10 protein-coding genes are annotated in these 18,052 nt (G+C 53.5%); 6 read left to right on the top strand and 4 right to left on the bottom strand.

The window, feature by feature from the left end; all coding sequences use genetic code 11:
• The first annotated feature begins 245 nt into the window (after nucleotides 1-245).
• From GSQ86_RS13315 to GSQ86_RS13295, 5 genes are all read left to right on the top strand, one after another.
• A complete protein-coding gene (locus GSQ86_RS13315) occupies nucleotides 246-1,508 on the top strand; it encodes a hypothetical protein (protein ID WP_158750420.1) in 1,263 nt (420 codons plus the stop codon).
• A gap of 22 nt (nucleotides 1,509-1,530) precedes the next feature.
• Nucleotides 1,531-1,725, top strand: a complete 195-nt coding sequence (locus tag GSQ86_RS13310; RefSeq protein ID WP_158750419.1) for a hypothetical protein — start codon at nucleotides 1,531-1,533, stop codon at nucleotides 1,723-1,725.
• A gap of 381 nt (nucleotides 1,726-2,106) precedes the next feature.
• Nucleotides 2,107-3,207 carry an Ldh family oxidoreductase gene (locus GSQ86_RS13305; protein WP_158750418.1) on the top strand — a complete coding sequence of 367 codons (1,101 nt, stop codon included), beginning with the start codon at nucleotides 2,107-2,109 and terminating at the stop codon, nucleotides 3,205-3,207.
• Between the two features lie 285 nt (nucleotides 3,208-3,492).
• Entirely contained in the window at nucleotides 3,493-6,945 is a 3,453-nt protein-coding gene (locus GSQ86_RS13300) for a carboxypeptidase-like regulatory domain-containing protein (RefSeq protein ID WP_254062366.1), read from the top strand.
• Between the two features lie 132 nt (nucleotides 6,946-7,077).
• The gene (locus tag GSQ86_RS13295; protein ID WP_158750416.1) at nucleotides 7,078-8,064 is read left to right on the top strand and encodes a cellulase family glycosylhydrolase; all 987 of its coding nucleotides are present in this window, start codon (nucleotides 7,078-7,080) and stop codon (nucleotides 8,062-8,064) included.
• A 17-nt stretch (nucleotides 8,065-8,081) separates the two neighbouring features.
• Here GSQ86_RS13295 and GSQ86_RS13290 read toward each other — a convergent pair whose 3' ends face one another.
• On the bottom strand, nucleotides 8,082-8,822 hold the full coding sequence (locus GSQ86_RS13290) for an FCD domain-containing protein (RefSeq protein ID WP_158750415.1): 741 nt from the start codon (nucleotides 8,820-8,822) through the stop codon (nucleotides 8,082-8,084).
• Nucleotides 8,823-9,203: 381 nt separating this feature from the next.
• On the opposite strand from GSQ86_RS13290, the gene GSQ86_RS13285 reads away from it, so the two are divergent.
• A complete protein-coding gene (locus GSQ86_RS13285; RefSeq protein WP_158750414.1) occupies nucleotides 9,204-10,412 on the top strand; it encodes a hypothetical protein in 1,209 nt (402 codons plus the stop codon).
• Between the two features lie 293 nt (nucleotides 10,413-10,705).
• On the opposite strand, the gene GSQ86_RS13280 is transcribed toward GSQ86_RS13285, so the two are convergent.
• The 3 genes from GSQ86_RS13280 to GSQ86_RS13270 all read right to left on the bottom strand — a co-directional run bounded on the left by GSQ86_RS13280 (nucleotide 10,706) and on the right by GSQ86_RS13270 (nucleotide 17,975).
• Entirely contained in the window at nucleotides 10,706-14,755 is a 4,050-nt protein-coding gene (locus tag GSQ86_RS13280; RefSeq protein WP_158750413.1) for a sugar-binding domain-containing protein, read from the bottom strand.
• A 179-nt stretch (nucleotides 14,756-14,934) separates the two neighbouring features.
• Nucleotides 14,935-17,079: a hypothetical protein gene (locus tag GSQ86_RS13275; protein WP_216841142.1), complete on the bottom strand. Its 2,145-nt coding sequence runs from the start codon at nucleotides 17,077-17,079 to the stop codon at nucleotides 14,935-14,937.
• 17 nt (nucleotides 17,080-17,096) lie between these two features.
• Nucleotides 17,097-17,975 (bottom strand): SMP-30/gluconolactonase/LRE family protein, encoded by an 879-nt coding sequence (locus tag GSQ86_RS13270; RefSeq protein ID WP_158750411.1) that lies wholly within the window; start codon nucleotides 17,973-17,975, stop codon nucleotides 17,097-17,099.
• Nucleotides 17,976-18,052: the final 77 nt, after the last annotated feature.

Raw genomic sequence — 18,052 nt, 5'->3', positions numbered from 1 at the left:
CAATCATGATTTGATAATCAGTTTGGCGGTGCCCTGGTTCGTCAACTGTATCAATTTGCAAACGCCGAAAAAAGTGAGGCACCTGTAGCGCGTCCTATGCTACTGGAAAAAGCCGCGACTCCATTTGAAACCTGTCTGCCGCAATTGCGGAGTGTAGCTTTCGTTCACAATATTGAACTTGCTTGACACCCTTGCGAGCCAATTTCTACAAGAGACGGTTACGCATGCTCAGAGGAGAGAATCAAATGACGGAGTTCAAGTCTATTCTGGGAATCCTATCGGGGGGGCTGATCGTTCTGATGACCTATGCCGCAGCGCCTCCTACTCCGAACGCAGATACTCGACGGGCTTCGTCCTCCTCCGTTCAGGACCGCCTCACGAAAGCGGCGAATGACAACCTGAAGACAAACCACTTTCTTTTTACCGATTCAACAGACGGTTGGACGGCTTCTCCTGGACTGTACGATTACTCGTTTGCGGCGGATACAGGAATAACTATGGTGAACTATCCCAGCTACTTTACTCCCGCACAAATCCTGAATATTGCGGAGAAGTTTATCGCCGCGAAAAATGCCTCCGGCGAATTTCCGATTTGCCTGAAGAAGACAGGAGCTGCTGAGGTCTACTATTCGGCGTGGGATCTGCTGCACCACCATGCCACTGGAGATGGCGCTTTCTATGTGCCGCAGATGGAGTACCTGTACTACCAGAAAACAGGAAACAAGTCGGCGTTCTTAAAAGACGCTGCTGCAATGAAGACTGCCCTCCTTGCCGTTCCTGTGAATGAGGGGAATGGTCTCGTCCAGGTACTGGCCGGCGACCAATGGGTTCCGTGGGGCTTCCAGGATATGGTCCGAAAGACGGGCGACGATCTTATGGGTTCGGTGTTGTACTATCAGGCTTCGATTGACATGGTTCTTCTCTATAAAGCCGTCGGAGACGCCCAAGATGCCGCATTGTTCGCCGCGCGCGCCGGCAGGATTCGCGCTAGTCTTTCCGAACTTTGGGATTCCGGCACAGGCATGTTCTATGCAGCTACGGGCCAAAATAAGCAGATTGATATCGAGGGTTCAGCCTATGCGGTCTTCGTTGGCGCAGCGAACGCTACACAAATAACAGCGATCAGCACCTACCTGGTCAACAACTACGACAAGCTGACGATGAAGGGCTACATGCGAGAAAGCTCGACGGACTGGGCCCAGTGCTATTACATCCACGGCGGGGCTTGTTCCTTTGGTCCAGGTCAATATGACAACGGCGCCTGGTCGGTTGCCAATGGATGGATCGCCTACACATTGGCAAAAACAAAGCCGTCACTCGCGGTGAAATTCATCACCGACTTCGCAAATAGTACCGACCCCACGCAGGAATACTGGGCCTGGACCGGGGCCAAGCCGCCTCTCTCCGGACAAACAACCAACCTCGAATCGCCATCCGGAGCTTTGAGCTACGTCAGGGGAAACGCTCGGCTTTTCAGTTCTTCAACCACGGGTGCAGAGCATCATTGAGAGGTCAGAACGAGGAAACGGCATGAACCTCAGATACATTTCAATGCCCGCAGGCGGGAGCGTGTTCGTCTCACCGAACATTCCTGCCGGAGACAAAGAGAGCCGCAAGACGCTCTTTAATGCGCGCAGACAGGTCGAAGTGGCGATGGCGAGGCAGATCGCCAGGACTATAAACGATGCCGACCTGGCCAAATTGAAGGTGCCTTGGAAGCAATGAGTGTTGGGGAGAGACCGACGCGACGAGATCACTGAGCGGCTCGCATTTCAAGGCCATGCAAAGCCTACGATGCCGTTGACCAACGGGATCAGGATGCCGCACAACAGGCGATGAACCAGCATCTTTCCGCAGCCTGATCGAATTGAGCTCGGCAATTCGGAGGGAACTCAGAGAGCCCATCGTCAACGTACCCGGATGGCGAGCGACCTGCCCTATGTCGACATAACCTCACAGTAACTCAGGTACGCGTCGGCGCCTCCGTCTCCCCAGGTCTTCCCTAGCGACCGCTTTGACCAATGCCAGTGTTTGTATTAGGCTTTTATCGTATTAACCTATGATGCCAGTTATTCTAGTCTGCCAAATAACCGTACAAGGAAGAGCATGAGCTTCGAGGCGGCCAAGCGCGGGGAAGGCGCAGGTACGCGGCCAAAACGGGCAACCGCGGATCGAATCGATAAATTTGCCACTGCTGTGCTGGTTGCCGCTGGAACCGATCCCGCTGCAGCGCGCTCGGTCGCTGAGGCGCTCACTGAGACGTCTTTACGCGGTGTGGACAGTCACGGAATCCGCTTGTTGGTGCACTATGCCAAGGTGGTTCAAACGGGTCGAATCAATCCTAGGCCTCAACTCGCGTTTACCCGGACGGAGCGAGGTACGGGTATCGTCGACGCCGATAACGGCTTCGGCCATCACGCCAGTTACTTTGCCATAAATCACGCTGTCACGCTAGCGCAGGAATCCGGTATCGCTGCGGTTTCCGTGATCAACTCTTCACACTTCGGATCAGCTGGATGCTATGTCCTCCAGGCGGCCCAGCGGGGATATGTAGCGCTTGGGGTGTGTAATTCAGATTCGTTCGTCCTGCCCCACGACGGAGTCAAGCCGTTCCATGGAACCAACCCACTGGCTTTCGCCGCTCCAGTTATGGGAGCGCGGCCGTTTCTGATGGACATGGCGACCAGCGTCATTCCCTGGAACCGTGTGCAGGATCTGATGAATGAAGGGCTATCGCTTCCGCCGGATGTGGCGGTCGATACCGATGGAGCGCCCACCCAGGTTCCAGCCCATTCCGCCGCTCTTTTGCCTCTAGGTGGGATCAACTACGGTTACAAAGGCGCTGCTCTGGCAAGCATGGTCGAAGTGCTCAGTGCAGTCATGACCGGAATGCCTCATTGCAGTCGCTTGCTTGGCATGGCCGGCCCGGATTTTGCTACACATCGCCGTTTGGGGCACTTCTTCATCGTCATCGATCCCAGCCGCTTTGTTTCTTCTGAGGCCTACAACCATGCGATGGATGCCTATCTTGGCGATCTTAGAGCGATGACTGGACGGAAGGACATGATGGTCATGGCTCCCGGAGACCGTGAATGGGCAGTTGAGGAGGACCGGCAGTTATACGGAATTCCTGTCGCCGACCAACTCAAGATAGACCTCGACCAAATCGCCGACGGCTTGGGTGTGGCGCGGCTTGAGTATCTATAGCCCTGGTGAGCCGCTCGCGAAAGAGGGAACTGGTTAAACAGTAAAAAAAGGAGTTTTATTTTTGGCATAACAGGTTGACACCCCAAAAGCCTATGTGACACTATTGGTCCGCGAAATCAATGGATGTTTGCGTCGCTACCGGGTTGCACGCAGAAACCTGGGGTGGGAAGAGAGACAAGGGCAAACAGCGTATCGAGGCGCAGATCTATTTTTGTTTGGAGGGATTGTGCGATGCGGGGGTCGAGTTTCTTTATGCGTTGCCGGCAACAGTCAGTTTTTTTGTTAGTGCTCCTCACGTTTTGCGTAGCCGCTGAGTTGACGAGCCTTCGGGTTAACGCCCAGGTCGCATCCGGTATCAACGGAACGGTTGACGACGCCACAGGGGCCACACTTCCCGGCGCAACAGTCTCGGTTGAAAACCCTTCGACCGGCTTTGCCAGCAGTACAACAGCCAATTCGAGTGGAGACTTCATCATCACCGGATTAAATCCCGGGCACTATACGGTCACCGCTTCGGCAGGCGGCTTCAAGAAGCAAGTGCAGATGGATGTCCTGGTTGAAGTCGGCAAGATGACACCAGTCGAGCTGCATATGACACCAGGTGAGACTACTGAGACGGTAAATGTGGAAGCGCAGGCGCTTTCCATTAGCACCGCCGCGCCCGAGTTAGGCACGACTCTTGAACCCGCGCTGGTCAGCCAGCTGCCGATTGAAATTAACGGAGGCGCCCGTCAAATCGATGCTTTTGTCTTCCTTGCACCCGGTGTGCAGGGAAACTCGTTTAATAAAACCATCAATGGTGGAGTCAATTTCGAGAGTGAAGTGGAGTTCAATGGAATTCCTGCGGTTCAGGCGGAGACTCCCGGTTTCCAGACTCTGCTCAACCCGCCATTCGAAATGATCAATGAGTTTCGCGTGGTCAGCTCGGCTTTCTCCGCGCAGTATGGGCTGGCAAAAGGCGCCGTTACCTATCAAACCGCTTCCGGTACCAATCGGCTCCATGGAGATGCCTATGACATCCTTCGTAACCAGCTCTTTGACTCCGCCGGGTTTTTCCCTACTGCATTCAGCCCTGATGGGAACCCCAGAGCGCCGGTCAACCAGCAGAATAATTATGGATTCACCGTCAGCGGGCCAGTTTGGATACCTAAAATCTACAAGGGATTGAACAGGACATTCTTTCTGTTTACAGACGACTGGTACCGCGAGAATCTTGCCCAGAAGCAAGTGGGAACAGTTCCGACCGCCGCGATGAAGCAAGGCGACTTTAGCCATTTCGTGGATGCTACGGGGACAGTGATTCCTATTTACGATCCGCTGACCGGGCAGCCGTTCCCGGGAAATATCATCCCGCAATCTCGCTTCAGTCCCTTGTCTGCATCGATTCTGCAGGATATTCCTGATCCCAATCGATCGGGTCTCAATAGCGGTAATCTATCGAATATCGGTCCACAAATTCCGTCGCTAAGTATTAAGCAGAATTTGTGGGGATACACTATCGATCACAGGCTGACCGATTCCCAGACGATCCGCTTTTCCCAATGGCGCGCTCCGCTGGATTCCGCAACTCTCTCCTCGGCAAATGTGGCTCCCGCGACCAGTCCGATCTCCAGTCTGAATATTGAGCCGAGCCTCGGATCGGGCTGGCTGCTGAACTATGTCAAGACCTTCAATCCCAACCTGGTTATGACGTGGGGAGTTTCTGTCATTGGAGCGATCAACTCGCAACACAACGCCCTGCAGAATGTCAGCTTTCCCGCTGTCGCCGACAGTGTGATTTTTCCGAACGTCCTCTTCGACGGGCAGAACGCCCCGTCGACCTGGGGACAGGGCTTGATCAACTTGGTCAACCGCAAGCTGGGTATCTCGGTAGTGAATAACTATTTGTGGACTAAAGGCCGGAATAGCTTCAATATCGGTCTTGAATACCGCAAGGTCATCATGGATGACAATGAGTGCTTGGTGGCATGCGGCGGTACTTTCAACTTCAGCCAGCGGACCACGTCTGTTCCCAATGTAAACGATCCTAATTTCGGCACGTACGGCAGTTCGTTCGCGAGCTTCCTCTTGGGGCAAGCAGATGCAGCCAGCCGGCAATCCAACAACGCGCTTGCCATGCGTAGCTATAGCTGGTCGCCTTATATCGAAGACGACATCAAGATGAATGACCGCCTGACGGTTAACCTCGGCCTTCGCTGGGATATCCTAGTCCCGCTGACCGAGGACATCGATAACCGTATTACGTACTTTGATCCCAACATTGCCAACCCTGGGGCTGACGGCCTGCATGGCGCGGCATCGAAGCTCGGCACGTGCACAGGCTGCGCTGGCGTACGACGTGCGGACATCCACTGGCCGGCCTTTGGACCCAGAGTTGGTTTTTCCTACAGAATCAATGACAAAACAATGCTCCGAAGTGGATTCTTTCTGTCTATCCTGAACGGAGGCGCCTATGCCCCGGGAGACAACCGCGTCGGCCAGGACTACGACATCATTCTGAACGGCACTTTCTTCCGCAACTCAAACGGTACCGCTAGTCCAGCCTTTGGGAGCTGGGACGCGAATAGTCTTCCGCCCACAAATCCGGTTCCCTTCAGTCCTTCTGTGGGCAACGGGTCGGTTCTTTATGGCTTCGATGTCAAGACATCAGGTTTGTGGCCATATAACGAAGCGTGGAATGTAAGCGTCGAGAGGAATATTGGCTGGAATATGTTTCTTACGGCCGCCTATGTCGGTAACCGGGATGTTCACCTTCCTTCTCAGTTGAATCCCTACGACCAGTTAGATCCAGGCTATCTATCCTATGGCGGCCTGTTAGGTTCGCTGGTTACTTCACCTCAGGCCGTCGCCGCCGGGATCAAGGTTCCCTATACTAACTTCACGTCGGATTTCGGGTCTTCGGCTACTGTCTCACAAGCGCTCTTGCCTTATCCGCAGTATGCCGGGTTGCAGAACAATTTCGACTACAAAGGAAGTGCTTTCTATAACGCAATGCAGCTACAGGCAGAGAAGCGCTTCTCCAACGGTCTTAGCTTCCTGGTAGCCTTTACCCTATCGAGAAACCTGGCGAATGTGAACTCGGGTTTCGCAGCATTCGCAGCCAAACCATTGAACAAATTCAATCAAAAGCTTGAGTGGTCACCCTCGATTTTAGATCAGACCTACGCGAACAAATATGTGGCTACCTACGAGCTGCCCATCGGCCCGGGTAAGAAGTTCCTGAACAAGGACAATGTCGTCAATCGGCTCGCTGGGGGGTGGCAGGTCAGCACGATTCTGGACTATGAGGGCGGTATGCCCTTCGGTCCGACCGAAACATTCAACCCAGTCAATAACGGGTTTGACCGGCCGAACCTCGTAAGTGGAGTCAAGATACAAACTTTCAGCTATAGCCGCACTAAGAACTATCTAACTGGACACTCTTCGACCGCCCCGACACAGTTTTCAACAAATGCATTTGCGCTCACCAATCCATTCGCGCTGGGCAACACCTATCAGACGTATGGCGCTCTACGTTCGCCTCCTCTTAGGATAGAATCCTTTAGCGCAGTCAAGCGCTTCCCAATCACCGAAGGATTTTCGGCCAGCCTGCGCGTGGACTACTTCAACGCCTTCAATCGAACGCAGCTGCAAGGTCCGGACGCGACTGTCAACGATACGACATTCGGTCAAGTCACCAACTTATCGTCGCAAATCAGCAATCGACAGGGTCAGGCGACCTTCCGAATAGAATTCTAAAAAAGAAAACGGCAAAGACGGGGCGGCAATATCGCTTCGTCTTTCTGCTCCTGGGCCGCAAATTCTAACACCAACTGATAATGCGAAGCCCGTTTCTCGGCGCAAATTGTTACGTGCGGAGTGGGATTAGCTGTGGCTGCTGCGTTCCCTCGACACCGGGGACTCAGCCAACGCATCAGCGCGAGCACAACGAGCAATTCTTATAGACATATCCGCGGGTTCAATTACCAACCGAGTTGGAGTTCCAATGGGTTTGCCATCTGGCGGCAATTCAAGCAGGAGGACTTTCATCGGGAACTGGGTCAGGGAAAGAAATATTTCCCGGGTATCAATACCATCCGCCTTTGGCTCTCCTTCGATGCATATGCTGGCGCAGATGCGGCGGTGCAGAAGACTGTCGCCGCAAATTTCCAGACTGCGTTGCAAATAGCAGATAGTTACCACTTGAAGGTGATTCCGGTTCTATTCAACAACTGGCATAGCGTGCCCGATTTTGGCGGCATCGCTAACGAAATGATCGAGTACTGGATGAACGACCATGATCGCAATCACACCATTCCGGTCAATGTATTTATATCGTATCTGGAGGCATTCGCTGGTGCGCATGCGACCGACGACCGTATTTTGATTTGGGACCTATGCAACGAACCCTTCAACAGCGGAGTTACGCCCGCGCTCTCGGAGTGGCTTACATCCCTTTACCGCAAATGCAAAGAACTGAAAGTCCGGGCTCCCTTGACTGTGGGAATGGCGCCCAGCGTAGACAATTTAAGACTGCTCGATCCGGTAAGCGATGTCCTGACCATTCATCCTTATGGCAATCAAGAATTTCTTGATGCTGCCATCGCGTACGGAGAAAGGGTGGGCAAGCCGGTCCTGGCAACCGAATCTTGTTGGGGATCGCTCGACGATGCCGAGAGGGCAAGAATAGTGGCCATGGAATTGGGTCAACTACGAGACAGAAACCTTGGATTTCTAGCCCACGTCCTGCACCATAGCCAAGTGGCCGACTGTCACCGCCCAAAATACGGGCCCGTGAGCGGCGCCGGCTACATGGCTTTCATTGAGGAGGACGGATTACTGCGACCGCATCACGACATCTTCAACACGTTTGTGTGACGTCTATGTCGAAAACCTCAGCGCTGTTCCAGCTGCTTGGCCCATACAGACCACGAAGAAGATAGGTGCTTGTTCATGGCTTTTTCAGCCGCATCTGGGTCGCCCTTGCCGACGGCGTTGGATATTTGCACGTGACCCTGGTAGGCAAGTTTTTCCGTTGTGTCGGTGCGTTCGATCTTGCGCCAGCGCTCCATCAGCCAGTTCACGACGGCGGTATGCACCGCATCGAAGACCGGATTATCACAAACGCGAAAAAGAATGCGATGGAACTCGATATCCGTCTCCATGAAGCGAGTGCGATTGCCAATCGCCTGGCGATTGTCTTCCAGTGCCTTTCGTAGCTCGGCCAGATGGACCTTGTCGATCACTACGGCGGCTTGTCTGGCCATGGCTGCCTCAACGAACCTGCGTGCATCGAACAGATTTTTGAGACTTTCCCGCTTACTGATCATCATGCCGACGACGCTATCAAGGGTAGTAAAGATATTGTCGACGCTGGGTACCGTAACCCGCGCTCGCCGTCCCGATTCCGTCGTGATGAAACCCTTGCTCTGCAGGGAAAGGAATGCTTCGCGTACAGCTGGCCGGCCGATGCCATACGCGGCCATGATGTCGCGCTCCGATGGCAGTCTGTCGCCAGGTTTCAGTTCGCCCGACCGGATCATTTCTTCGAGCTTTTGCGAAACCAACTCGTGGAGCTTTGAGCGCCGTATAGGGCTTGGCTCGAGGATCAAATCGCGCGTCCCATCAGGGCACATTTGAAGACTTCCTCCGAACAGTGGTCCAACCGCAGACATATTTTATTATGTCGTTCTAAGCTTGCCTGGTTAAGATGCTTCGAGAACAGAGTATCGTTTTGCGGGCTGAATTGTCTTCATCATCGCCGCTCAACGCTTCTCAGAGAGTGCTCCTCCTAATATTAGACTTGGCAAGGTATCCCCATGTTAACCTGTGATGCCAGTATAATCTCGATCAAGAGAGGTAGAACAAGCTGCTCTCTTTCGAGTGGAGCCGCGGCTATGCAGAGCGTTATGAATAACCGAATTCGCTGCACGGCCTGAACAGCATGATGACTGGAAGATGAATTCTTCAGGTAACTATGTTTGTGTCTCCGTCGATCGGCTAATGGGGGATGGGCTATGGGATCAACTTCGCGAGAGTCGGCTACTGATGTCGGTGCTCTATCGGTCCGCTGGAATAACCGCGAGGCCGTGCGGCTGAGCAACGGTGTTGTTGAGCTTGTAGCCCTGACCAGCGGAGGGCACGTGGCCGAGTTGCGGTTCCTAGAGCATGACGGTTACGCGTCACTGAACACCCTTTGGAAGGCTCCGTGGGTTACGTTTGATCCGGAAGAGACACCAGGGGAAGATCTGCCGGCAACCTATGGGCCGGCAGACGTACGCAAGTTTTTCGTCAGCTTTACTGGGCATTGCTTGTGTTTGGATTACTTCGGCGTACCCTCGGCTGAGCAGGCTGCGGCTGGCCTGAGCTTGCATGGGGAAGCGGCCAATGCACGCTGGAACCTATTGTCGCCGGCGCCGTCCGGTGAAGCCCTCGCGAGGTGGCAGGTAAGGCTTCCAACAGCACATCTTGCCTTCGAACGAGAGATTCGCCTGGGTATGGGTGAGAGCGTAGCCTACGTACGCGAAACAGTCACGAATGAGAGCGCGGCGGAGCATACCTTCGATTGGGTGCAACATGTCACCTTCGGTCCGCCCTTATTAAAGGAGGGCGAGAGCACGCTATTCGCTTCCGGAAACCGCGGAATAACCTGGCCAGCCGACTACGACGGTGGCTCCATGCTCGCGAACGATCACGAGTTTGCATGGCCTCATGCACCGCTCGCCAACGGGAAGGGATTCGCCGATTTGAGTCAGCCTTTTGCTGAAAAAGGTTTCGGCTTTATCGCCGGCGTGCAACTTGATCCGCAGCGTAAGCAGGGGTATATGCTGGCAGTGAATTGGAAAGAGCGTCTGGGGATTGGCTACTGTTTCCGCCGGGCTGATTTCCCGTACATGACCATCTGGGAAGAGAATTACTCGCGGCTGGACCCTCCCTGGAATGGAAGAACGCAAGCGCGGGGCATGGAATTTGGTACAACCCCGCTACCGCTGGGCTCCGAGGAGACAGTTCGCCGCGGGCCCCTATTCGACACTCCCCAGCGGTGTGTTATTCCTGCCGGCGGGAAGAAGATAGCGCACTACATTATCTTTCTGTGCAAGCTGCCGACTGGGATTGACTCAATTACAAACATCGAGGCTGCAGGTGCAACGATAGTCCTCTCCAGCGTCAGCGATCGTCCATCGGTATTTATTTCGGCTGACGGGTGTGGGGATTTTCTAGCTTGATCGCGAGCGGCAGAAATTATTTATAAGCGATCTCTGCCAGCCGGGCGTCAAAATCCGCTGGCAAGGCAACTGTGCGCCTATCCCTTGTATGTTGGTATGACGCATTACTCGGTGATCTGGATTTGGGGCGACTCTGCCGAGAAGCACAGGCTGGCGACGAGAGGTTTTGCACTAGATGTGATCTGCAGAGTCGCGACCATGGTGACATTTGCCCGTTTAGTGATGATCGCGTATGACAAGCCCCGTACGGGCGTATTTGCGAGCAAGGTGGTGAGGGGAATTATCGCATACGACTAGGCCATGGGTAAGGTGAGTAAATCCATCGCATCCCAGGTAAACCAAGAGTCATTGGATACGCGAACATTAAGAATGTTAGTTCCCGTTTTCAGCGTCCCAGCAGGCAGTGCGAATTGCGCGGTTGCCGGGAAGGCCAGGTGAGCGGGGTCGGAGAGTTGGATACCGAGCCCGGATCCTAAATGCTCTTCGAATTTCTTACCGTTCATGCCTATCTCGATCAGCGGACCCTCACCGCTATGGCGATCGGCAGTATGAATTCTTAGTCGCGACTGAAGAGTCGCTTTAGAGCGGCTGACATCGAAGGAGAATCGTATATGTTGTCTAGAACCGCGTAGCAAGGATGGAACTAGAGAAGAATCCGGGCGACCACCTTTTAGCTCTACTACGCTTGTAGGCAGGGCTGCTCCGTATTCGCGACAGGTCGAGTCCCGCCTTCCGAGCGAAAGCAGAATATCCTCGCTTGGTTGAATCAAAATATCGTCTGCATTCCAACAGGAGATTCGCCAGCCGATCTGAACCAACGATAGTTCGTCCTTGATCGGTGCACGGAGCGAAATTGTGCCGGACTCTCCGGGTGGAACAAAAGCATGATTGTTGAGTATCGTGATGTCTGTTCGGTATTCCAATAACGGGTGCGGCTCGCAGAAGAGAGCCGTCATCTTACCCGTGTTCTTAACTTGAATATTAATCGTCTCGTCTTCGCCTTCGGTCATCGCGGGCGTGCAACGCGCTTCTAGGTTCGTCCGCCGCACTGGCCGAATCAGGCGGGTGTCCTTTTCCGGAAGACTAAATCCACTCACCACTTCATCCGAAGCTCCTGACAGCCAGAAGAGCAAACGTGCCATGAAAAAGGGAAAACCATCCCAGGATTGAAGACTCCAGCCCCAATCGACGTTGGCTCCTTCATAGCCGTCGATCATGGGGTAATTGACCCACCCATTGTTGCCAACGAGGCCCGATGCATATGCGACGGTCCGCCCTTTTCCGTGGGTGCTAGCGACCAAAAGACTGTCCCCATTGGTCGTTTCAATCAGGACATCCGCTTTATCTTTTGGCATAACGAGGTTATAGCCGCTGACGTTGGGAAAAGAAGCGCCTACCTTTCCGGATACGAGAGGATGAGCGTTATTTTTAACTTTAATGGCACTTCGACCACGTGTTTGCGCATTTCCTGCCCCCGCAAAGGTAACTGGCAATGCCTGAGCTAAAAGGGTGCTTTCCAGGCCTGTGTTCCCGTAACCGCTCCATCCGCCCTCGATACCAAGTCCCACGCCAGAAGCCACAGCTTTGGCAAGTATGGCAAGGCTCCTTGAGCCAAGCCTGGAGGCAAGCGAAGTCGCTTTCTTGTAATCGCCTTCTCCTAACCAGATGGCGTCGTAATCTTGTGCCAGTCCTGCGGCTACTTTTTCGATAGCCTCGGGGTTTGCGGAGATAAAGGTGGAACGAACCCCAAAGCGACGCAAAGACCACGCGACATCCCGGTATCGATCTTCATTTGTATCTTGAATCCATAAAACCCGGATGGTGCGTGCCCCGGATGCAATTAATGTCTGATCATCGCCATCGATGTCAGAATTTCGAAGCAGCCCATCAAAGGGCCAAAGGAACGTATTGTCTGCCCCAAAGATATGAAGACGCTCGGCCATAAGCGCCCCCTCACTGTCCTTCAACTGTAGTTCTATAAAGATCGGCCCTAAGGCTGTTTGCATGGGCGGCTTAACATTCAGTTGACCTAATGGAATGACTTGCTGCGGAAGAACTGAAGAGTTTCCTCTTGCTTGCGTGATCACATCTCCACGCCGATCTCGCGCGACCCACTGCCAGTTCAGTTGTGACAGCGGAGTTGGCGCGTCGCTGGTAAGCCACACTGTGGCATTCAGTCCTTGCGCTGGATCATAGAGGATAGAATCGTAACGCAGCGTCACGCTAACCGGAGCAAGAGCTTGCCTGACAAAATCGTACTTCATCAAAGTACGGCCGTCGTAGTCTACCAAGTAGCTGCCAGCTCCGTTGGTCCAAGGCTCATTGAAATCCCAGCTAGTGATGCTTCCAATACGGTTTCCTTTGCGACGTAGTTCATCGTAGGCGTAACGAAGTCCCTCGGCACCAATAAACTGACCGGCCTCGACAAGAGTCTGGAGGTCGTCCATGGGGCCGAAAAGCTCTTGTATTACAGGCTTCATCAGCCAATACAAAGGAGTGAACGCGGCTTGAACAACATTTTTGTGAATCAGTACCGGGTCAAGGAGATCATCCAGCGGCCATTGTGATGCAGGTGGGAAGTCTCTCAGAAAGACCTCAAGATTCGCCGGGCTCTGCGTGCCAAATTCACCATAGCGCATGGCGTTTATGGTATTAACACCCAAGTCAGGATTGGCACCAGAGATCGACTCCAAGACGGCGTTGTAGTGCTGATAGTGACTTCGCGGTTCGTAATTCCACGGACCGTGTAACGAACCCTGCATTGGATCTGTGGCTCGGAAGAGTCTTGAATCATTGAGTGCGCAGACTTGTTCCAGGACATGAAGAGCGGGATGGTCAGTTCCTTGTTGCCAGGGCATCTCATTGCCCCCGACCCATTCAACGATAGAGGGATGGTTGCGCAGCTGTTTTACGATGCAGGTGATGGTCTCTCTTAAATTAGCGAGAAAGACAGGTCCTGTTTCGGGCAACGAGTTAGCAAGGGGAAATTCTTGCGAAAGCATGATGCCGAGCTCGTCAGCCTGGTCATAGAACTGAGCGGGCAACGTAACTCCACCGCCCCATATGCGCAGAGTGTTCATGCCTGCTGCTTGGGCCAGTTGAACCAGCCGTGTAGCACGCTCAGCATTGCGGCCAAAGAACAGGTCGGGAGGAACGACATCCGAGCCCATCATGCGAACTGGCCTGCCGTTCACTAGAAGAGAGTAGGGATTGATAAAGTCAGGTGGGGCACCTTGAGTTGCCTGCCAGCGGATTTCCCGTATCGCGAATCGTGTACTTTTGAAGTCAAGCACGCTTCCAGAAGTACTCTCGACCAGCCGGACTTTTAAATTGTATAACGGTTGCTTTCCTTGACCGTTCGGCCACCAAAGCGCGGGCTGATCGAATAAGAGTTCAGCTTCAATAAAGTTGTTTCCCTCTTGCAATCGACTATCTACAGCCACGGTATTGTCGGGACCGTGCCCTTGGGCAAGGAAAGATGCTTGGGTATTCACAGCAACCTTGCTATCGACTTCGAGACGTACTCTTACCGTTGCGTGACGGTAGTCATCTGAAAGCAATGTTTCTATCTGCACCCATTGAATCGCGCTGGATCCGGTGGCCTCAAGCCAAACATCCTGCCACAGACCGAGGGTGTAGACGTTAAATCCCCAGTCGTAAGCGAAATTTGTAACGCTCTTGAGACCCTGCAATACCTGGCGTGTATGAACGTAACAAGCGATGAAGTCATTTGGTGTATCCGCACCGCTCAATGCGCCGTCAGAAACGGCGAGGCAATGACCAATCTCCTGCGGCATGTGCGCGATCTTCACCGCCAGTTTATTTTTCTCGCTGGTCTTCATGACATCGGTAACATCGAATTCAAACCGGCGAAACTGTCCCGCACAAGTGCCAAGAAGATGTTCGTTGACCCAGATCTCTGCCTCGAAATCAATGCCACCGAAGATCAGGCGCAGGCGCTTATTTTGTAATTCTTGAGGTAAATCAAACTCCTTGTGATACCACCAATCCTTCGTGGCGACCTCCCCCAAGCGAGGATCGCCAGTCCCATACCAAAGAGGAGTTAGCAATCGGGCTCTTTCGAGATCGGTCTGGATATTTCCTGGCACTTGCGCCGGTATTTGAGGTTTGTTTGTGCCAGCTGCCTGAATCCACCAGTCCGCACCGCTCAACACCAACGTGCGGTCAAATAACTGCGGGTCGACGTGGCTGCCGTTCTGATCCGATAAGGAGCTCGCCCGGGAAGAGAAGTGGCCTACTGAAGCCAAGACCAGGGTTGCCGTCGACGACGCAAGAAAGTCTCTACGAGTGAGACCAGTCGAAGTTGGCCGCTCGTCCTTCACGCGTATCCTTTCCCTGGGATGAGGCTATCGGCTACGCGGAGTCTCTTCACTTCCATCATCCCCGATTCCTGCGGGTGAAATCGTCTGGCTTAAGCAAGCCACACGGATCACGCTGGTGCGAAAGAAACTGTTTTCCTTCCAGCCTGTAAAAGGCCTTACCCCGTCAGGGGATTGCATCACTACGTGACCTCTATGAGCAAGTGTCCTTCGGCGGGGATGCTCACTTCGCCGATGTACGTGTCTCCAGAGCGATGAAAGCTTTCGCTGGAAAATTGATAGGTTTTGCCAGAGGCCATGCCCAGCTTTGCCGGGGCGAAGCGAATTGTCCTCTCGGCCGTTACCTTGCTGAGATTGAAACAATTGATCACTGCGGTGTTGGTCTTCACGTCAGTGTGCACATGTGTCTGTTCATCGATTCCATAAAATGTTCCCGCGGCAAAATAATGCTTGAGCCGCCGGTAGCTGAGCATGCCCTGCTTCTGCGCTTTGCGGACCGCCGCATCGGGATGAGTGCCGCCAATTCCCAGGTGCCGGCAGGTAGAAGCATTCCACCAGAAGACCAAAGCGTTTTGATTATCCGTTCTAAGATCGATGTGCAAATAGATGGGTAGGCTGTAGGCCAGGTTGTAGTAATACAGCGCGATGCTATGACCGCTGAGAAGGTCCTGCATAGGTTGCCACATCAATTCGAAGCCCCAAATGCTATCGAAACCCTCACCTTGACAAGCACCTTGACCTTCCGGACAGTGTCCATGTCCATAGTATAGAGGAGTTGGATTATGCATTTCGATTAATACATTCGGATATTCAGCATGGACCATGCGCGCTAAACGGCATTTTGCCTGATCGTGTTCTTCACGGCGTGCTGGCAAGCGGTGTCCGTGATTTGGATCCCAGCATTCTTCGTGATAGTTGGTGCCATCGAACATGAAAAAGGCCGCGCCGCCCCTCGCCAGGGTTTTCAGACGATCGGCTGTAGTGTTGATGTACTGATCAGAGGATCCGCATAATGGCGAGTCGAGAAACCCTTTTTCTCGTATCCACATGCGCCGTCGTCCAAAGCGATCTACGCGATTTGCAGAAGTTGGATAGGAACTGGGATCACACCATCCGGAAAGCGGAGTATGCAACGACGACTTTAAGCCATAATCCCGCTGCAGCATGGTAGTGAAGGAATCGTATGGGCCAAGTCGCTCTTCGTCCCAGATCTTTGATCCAAAGTTTGTGTCCCATCCGGGGTCCATGTACAACGCCTCACAACCAATCTCTTTAGCCTTTGCAGCTTCTTCTTTCATGCTGTCTAGTGAGTAATATTTTTTGCGCATCGCAGGATCATCCTGTTGATCGCCCGGCAACCACCATAATTTATTGTCGTAGATCTCGTTCCAATGAATGGGCGCGTTGAATCCTGGTGGGCAACCATGTCCACGCTGTTCCATCTCTGCGCGGAAAGTGTAATAGCCCTGCTGCCAGTCGCCTTTATATGCACTGATACGTGTAGCCCCAAAGCGATGGGACTCGCCCGGTTGCAGCCAGGCTCCATGTTCAGGATTTCCGCGATAAATGCCGACGCCTCCCCAGCGCAAGCCTGGCTTTCCCGGAGAGATAATTACACGATCTAAGAGGGCAAGCTCCAATCCCCCCGGGCTGTATTTCGTAATCAGAAATCCTTGTTTACCATCGGTCCATGCCCACGCTTCCGATGCAAAAGCTGAGGTGACAGTAGTCTCATCCCACCATAGTTCACAAAAATACTGCTCGCTTAACACCTGGTTTAAAGTGAAATCTGCATATTGTTCATCATGCCCCGCTGGGTCTCTTCTGAAAGGGACCGCAGTGAACTTAAATCCAGCCCAACTCGCCGGCACCTGCTTTCCCTGCAATGGAACCGGGAGCACGAATCCTGTTCGAACATCATGAAGATCGAGAGGAATATCCCCGTGATTGCTAAGTCCCAGTTGTTCCTCGATCCATGGGTTCGCAGGATCCGCCGTAAATCGGTGCTGAATCATCATGCCTGTTTTAGGGATGCTGCCTTGAAGCAACAAAGAGTTTCCCTCTTTCTGCACTCGGGAGAAAACAGGGGTTCCGAAAGAATAAGAATAGGCGTCTTCTGCCAAGACTCTGCCCGTAGGAACATGGAGCAGGCGGCACTGTAGGTTCTCACTCGGCGTGACAGTTAATTGAAATTGAGCATTGCTCACTGTTACGCTTTCAGCATTTTTAGAAGTGGCCTGAGCAGCTGTTTGCACAACTACGCCGCCTGGCACTGCGACCATAGCCGCCTGCGCGACGCCGAGCTTCACCAAATCTCTGCGATTCATTTTGTCTCCTCGTCCATTCATCCGCCGAAGGGCACTTCCGGCAGGCCAGCTACATCCGTCGAAAGGGCAAAAAGCGAGCCCGCGAGCGGTCCGTTCTTCAGCGCATTCCAGCCAAGCTCCACGCAAGCCGAGGTGATATATAACGTTTTCAGGTCGAGGCCGCCGAACATGCAACTGCTCGGCCTCTGCACTGGCATGCGTATTGTGCGCTCGATGGTGCCGTCGGGCGCATAGCGGAGGATGCGCCAACCGTCCCAGACAGCAGACCAGACGAAACCCTCGCTGTCGACGGTCAGTCCATCCGGAAAGCCGTCAGTCGCTGCCAATGTAGCGAATACTCGACGCTCCCCGAGCGTTCCAGTCGCCAGATCGAATTCGTAGGACCAGATAGTGCGGACCATGGAATCGGTAAAATACATGGTGCGATTGTCGGGACTCCAACCTAATCCGTTGGAACATACAAACCCAGTTGCCGTTTGGTTGATAGAGCCATCTGGATCGAGCCGATAGAGACTTCCAGTGGGCTCGGGGCCTTTCTCGTTCATGGTGCCTGCCCAGACGCGGCCACTGCGATCAACTTTCCCATCATTGAAGCGGTTCTGGGGAAGATGGTTTTCAGGATCACCGATGCGTGTGACCTCTCCCGTCTGGAGATCGAGAAAACCCAATCCTTCGGTGTCTCCGAATACCATGCCGCCGGATTGCGTCGGTGAAGCGAACCCTACTGGTCGAGGCATCGGCCAGAGGCCCGTTTGGCCACGCATAGGATCCCAACGAAAGATTGCAGGCCGTTTGATGTCCACCCAATAAAGCACGTCTTCAGCGCTGCTCCACGTGGGTCCTTCGCCCAAGAGTGCATTCGCCTGCTGCACACATTCAATTTCACCCCAACTCATGCCTTGCCCCGTTCATGCAATTAGTGATTGATATGCTTTAGGGGTGTTAACCTATCATACCAATTGGAATTGTGGCA

Source organism: Acidobacterium sp. S8 (assembly GCF_009765985.1).
Classification (GTDB): domain Bacteria; phylum Acidobacteriota; class Terriglobia; order Terriglobales; family Acidobacteriaceae; genus Alloacidobacterium.
Note: the sequence above shows the minus strand (reverse complement) of the source record. Positions and strands in the feature narration are given on the sequence as shown.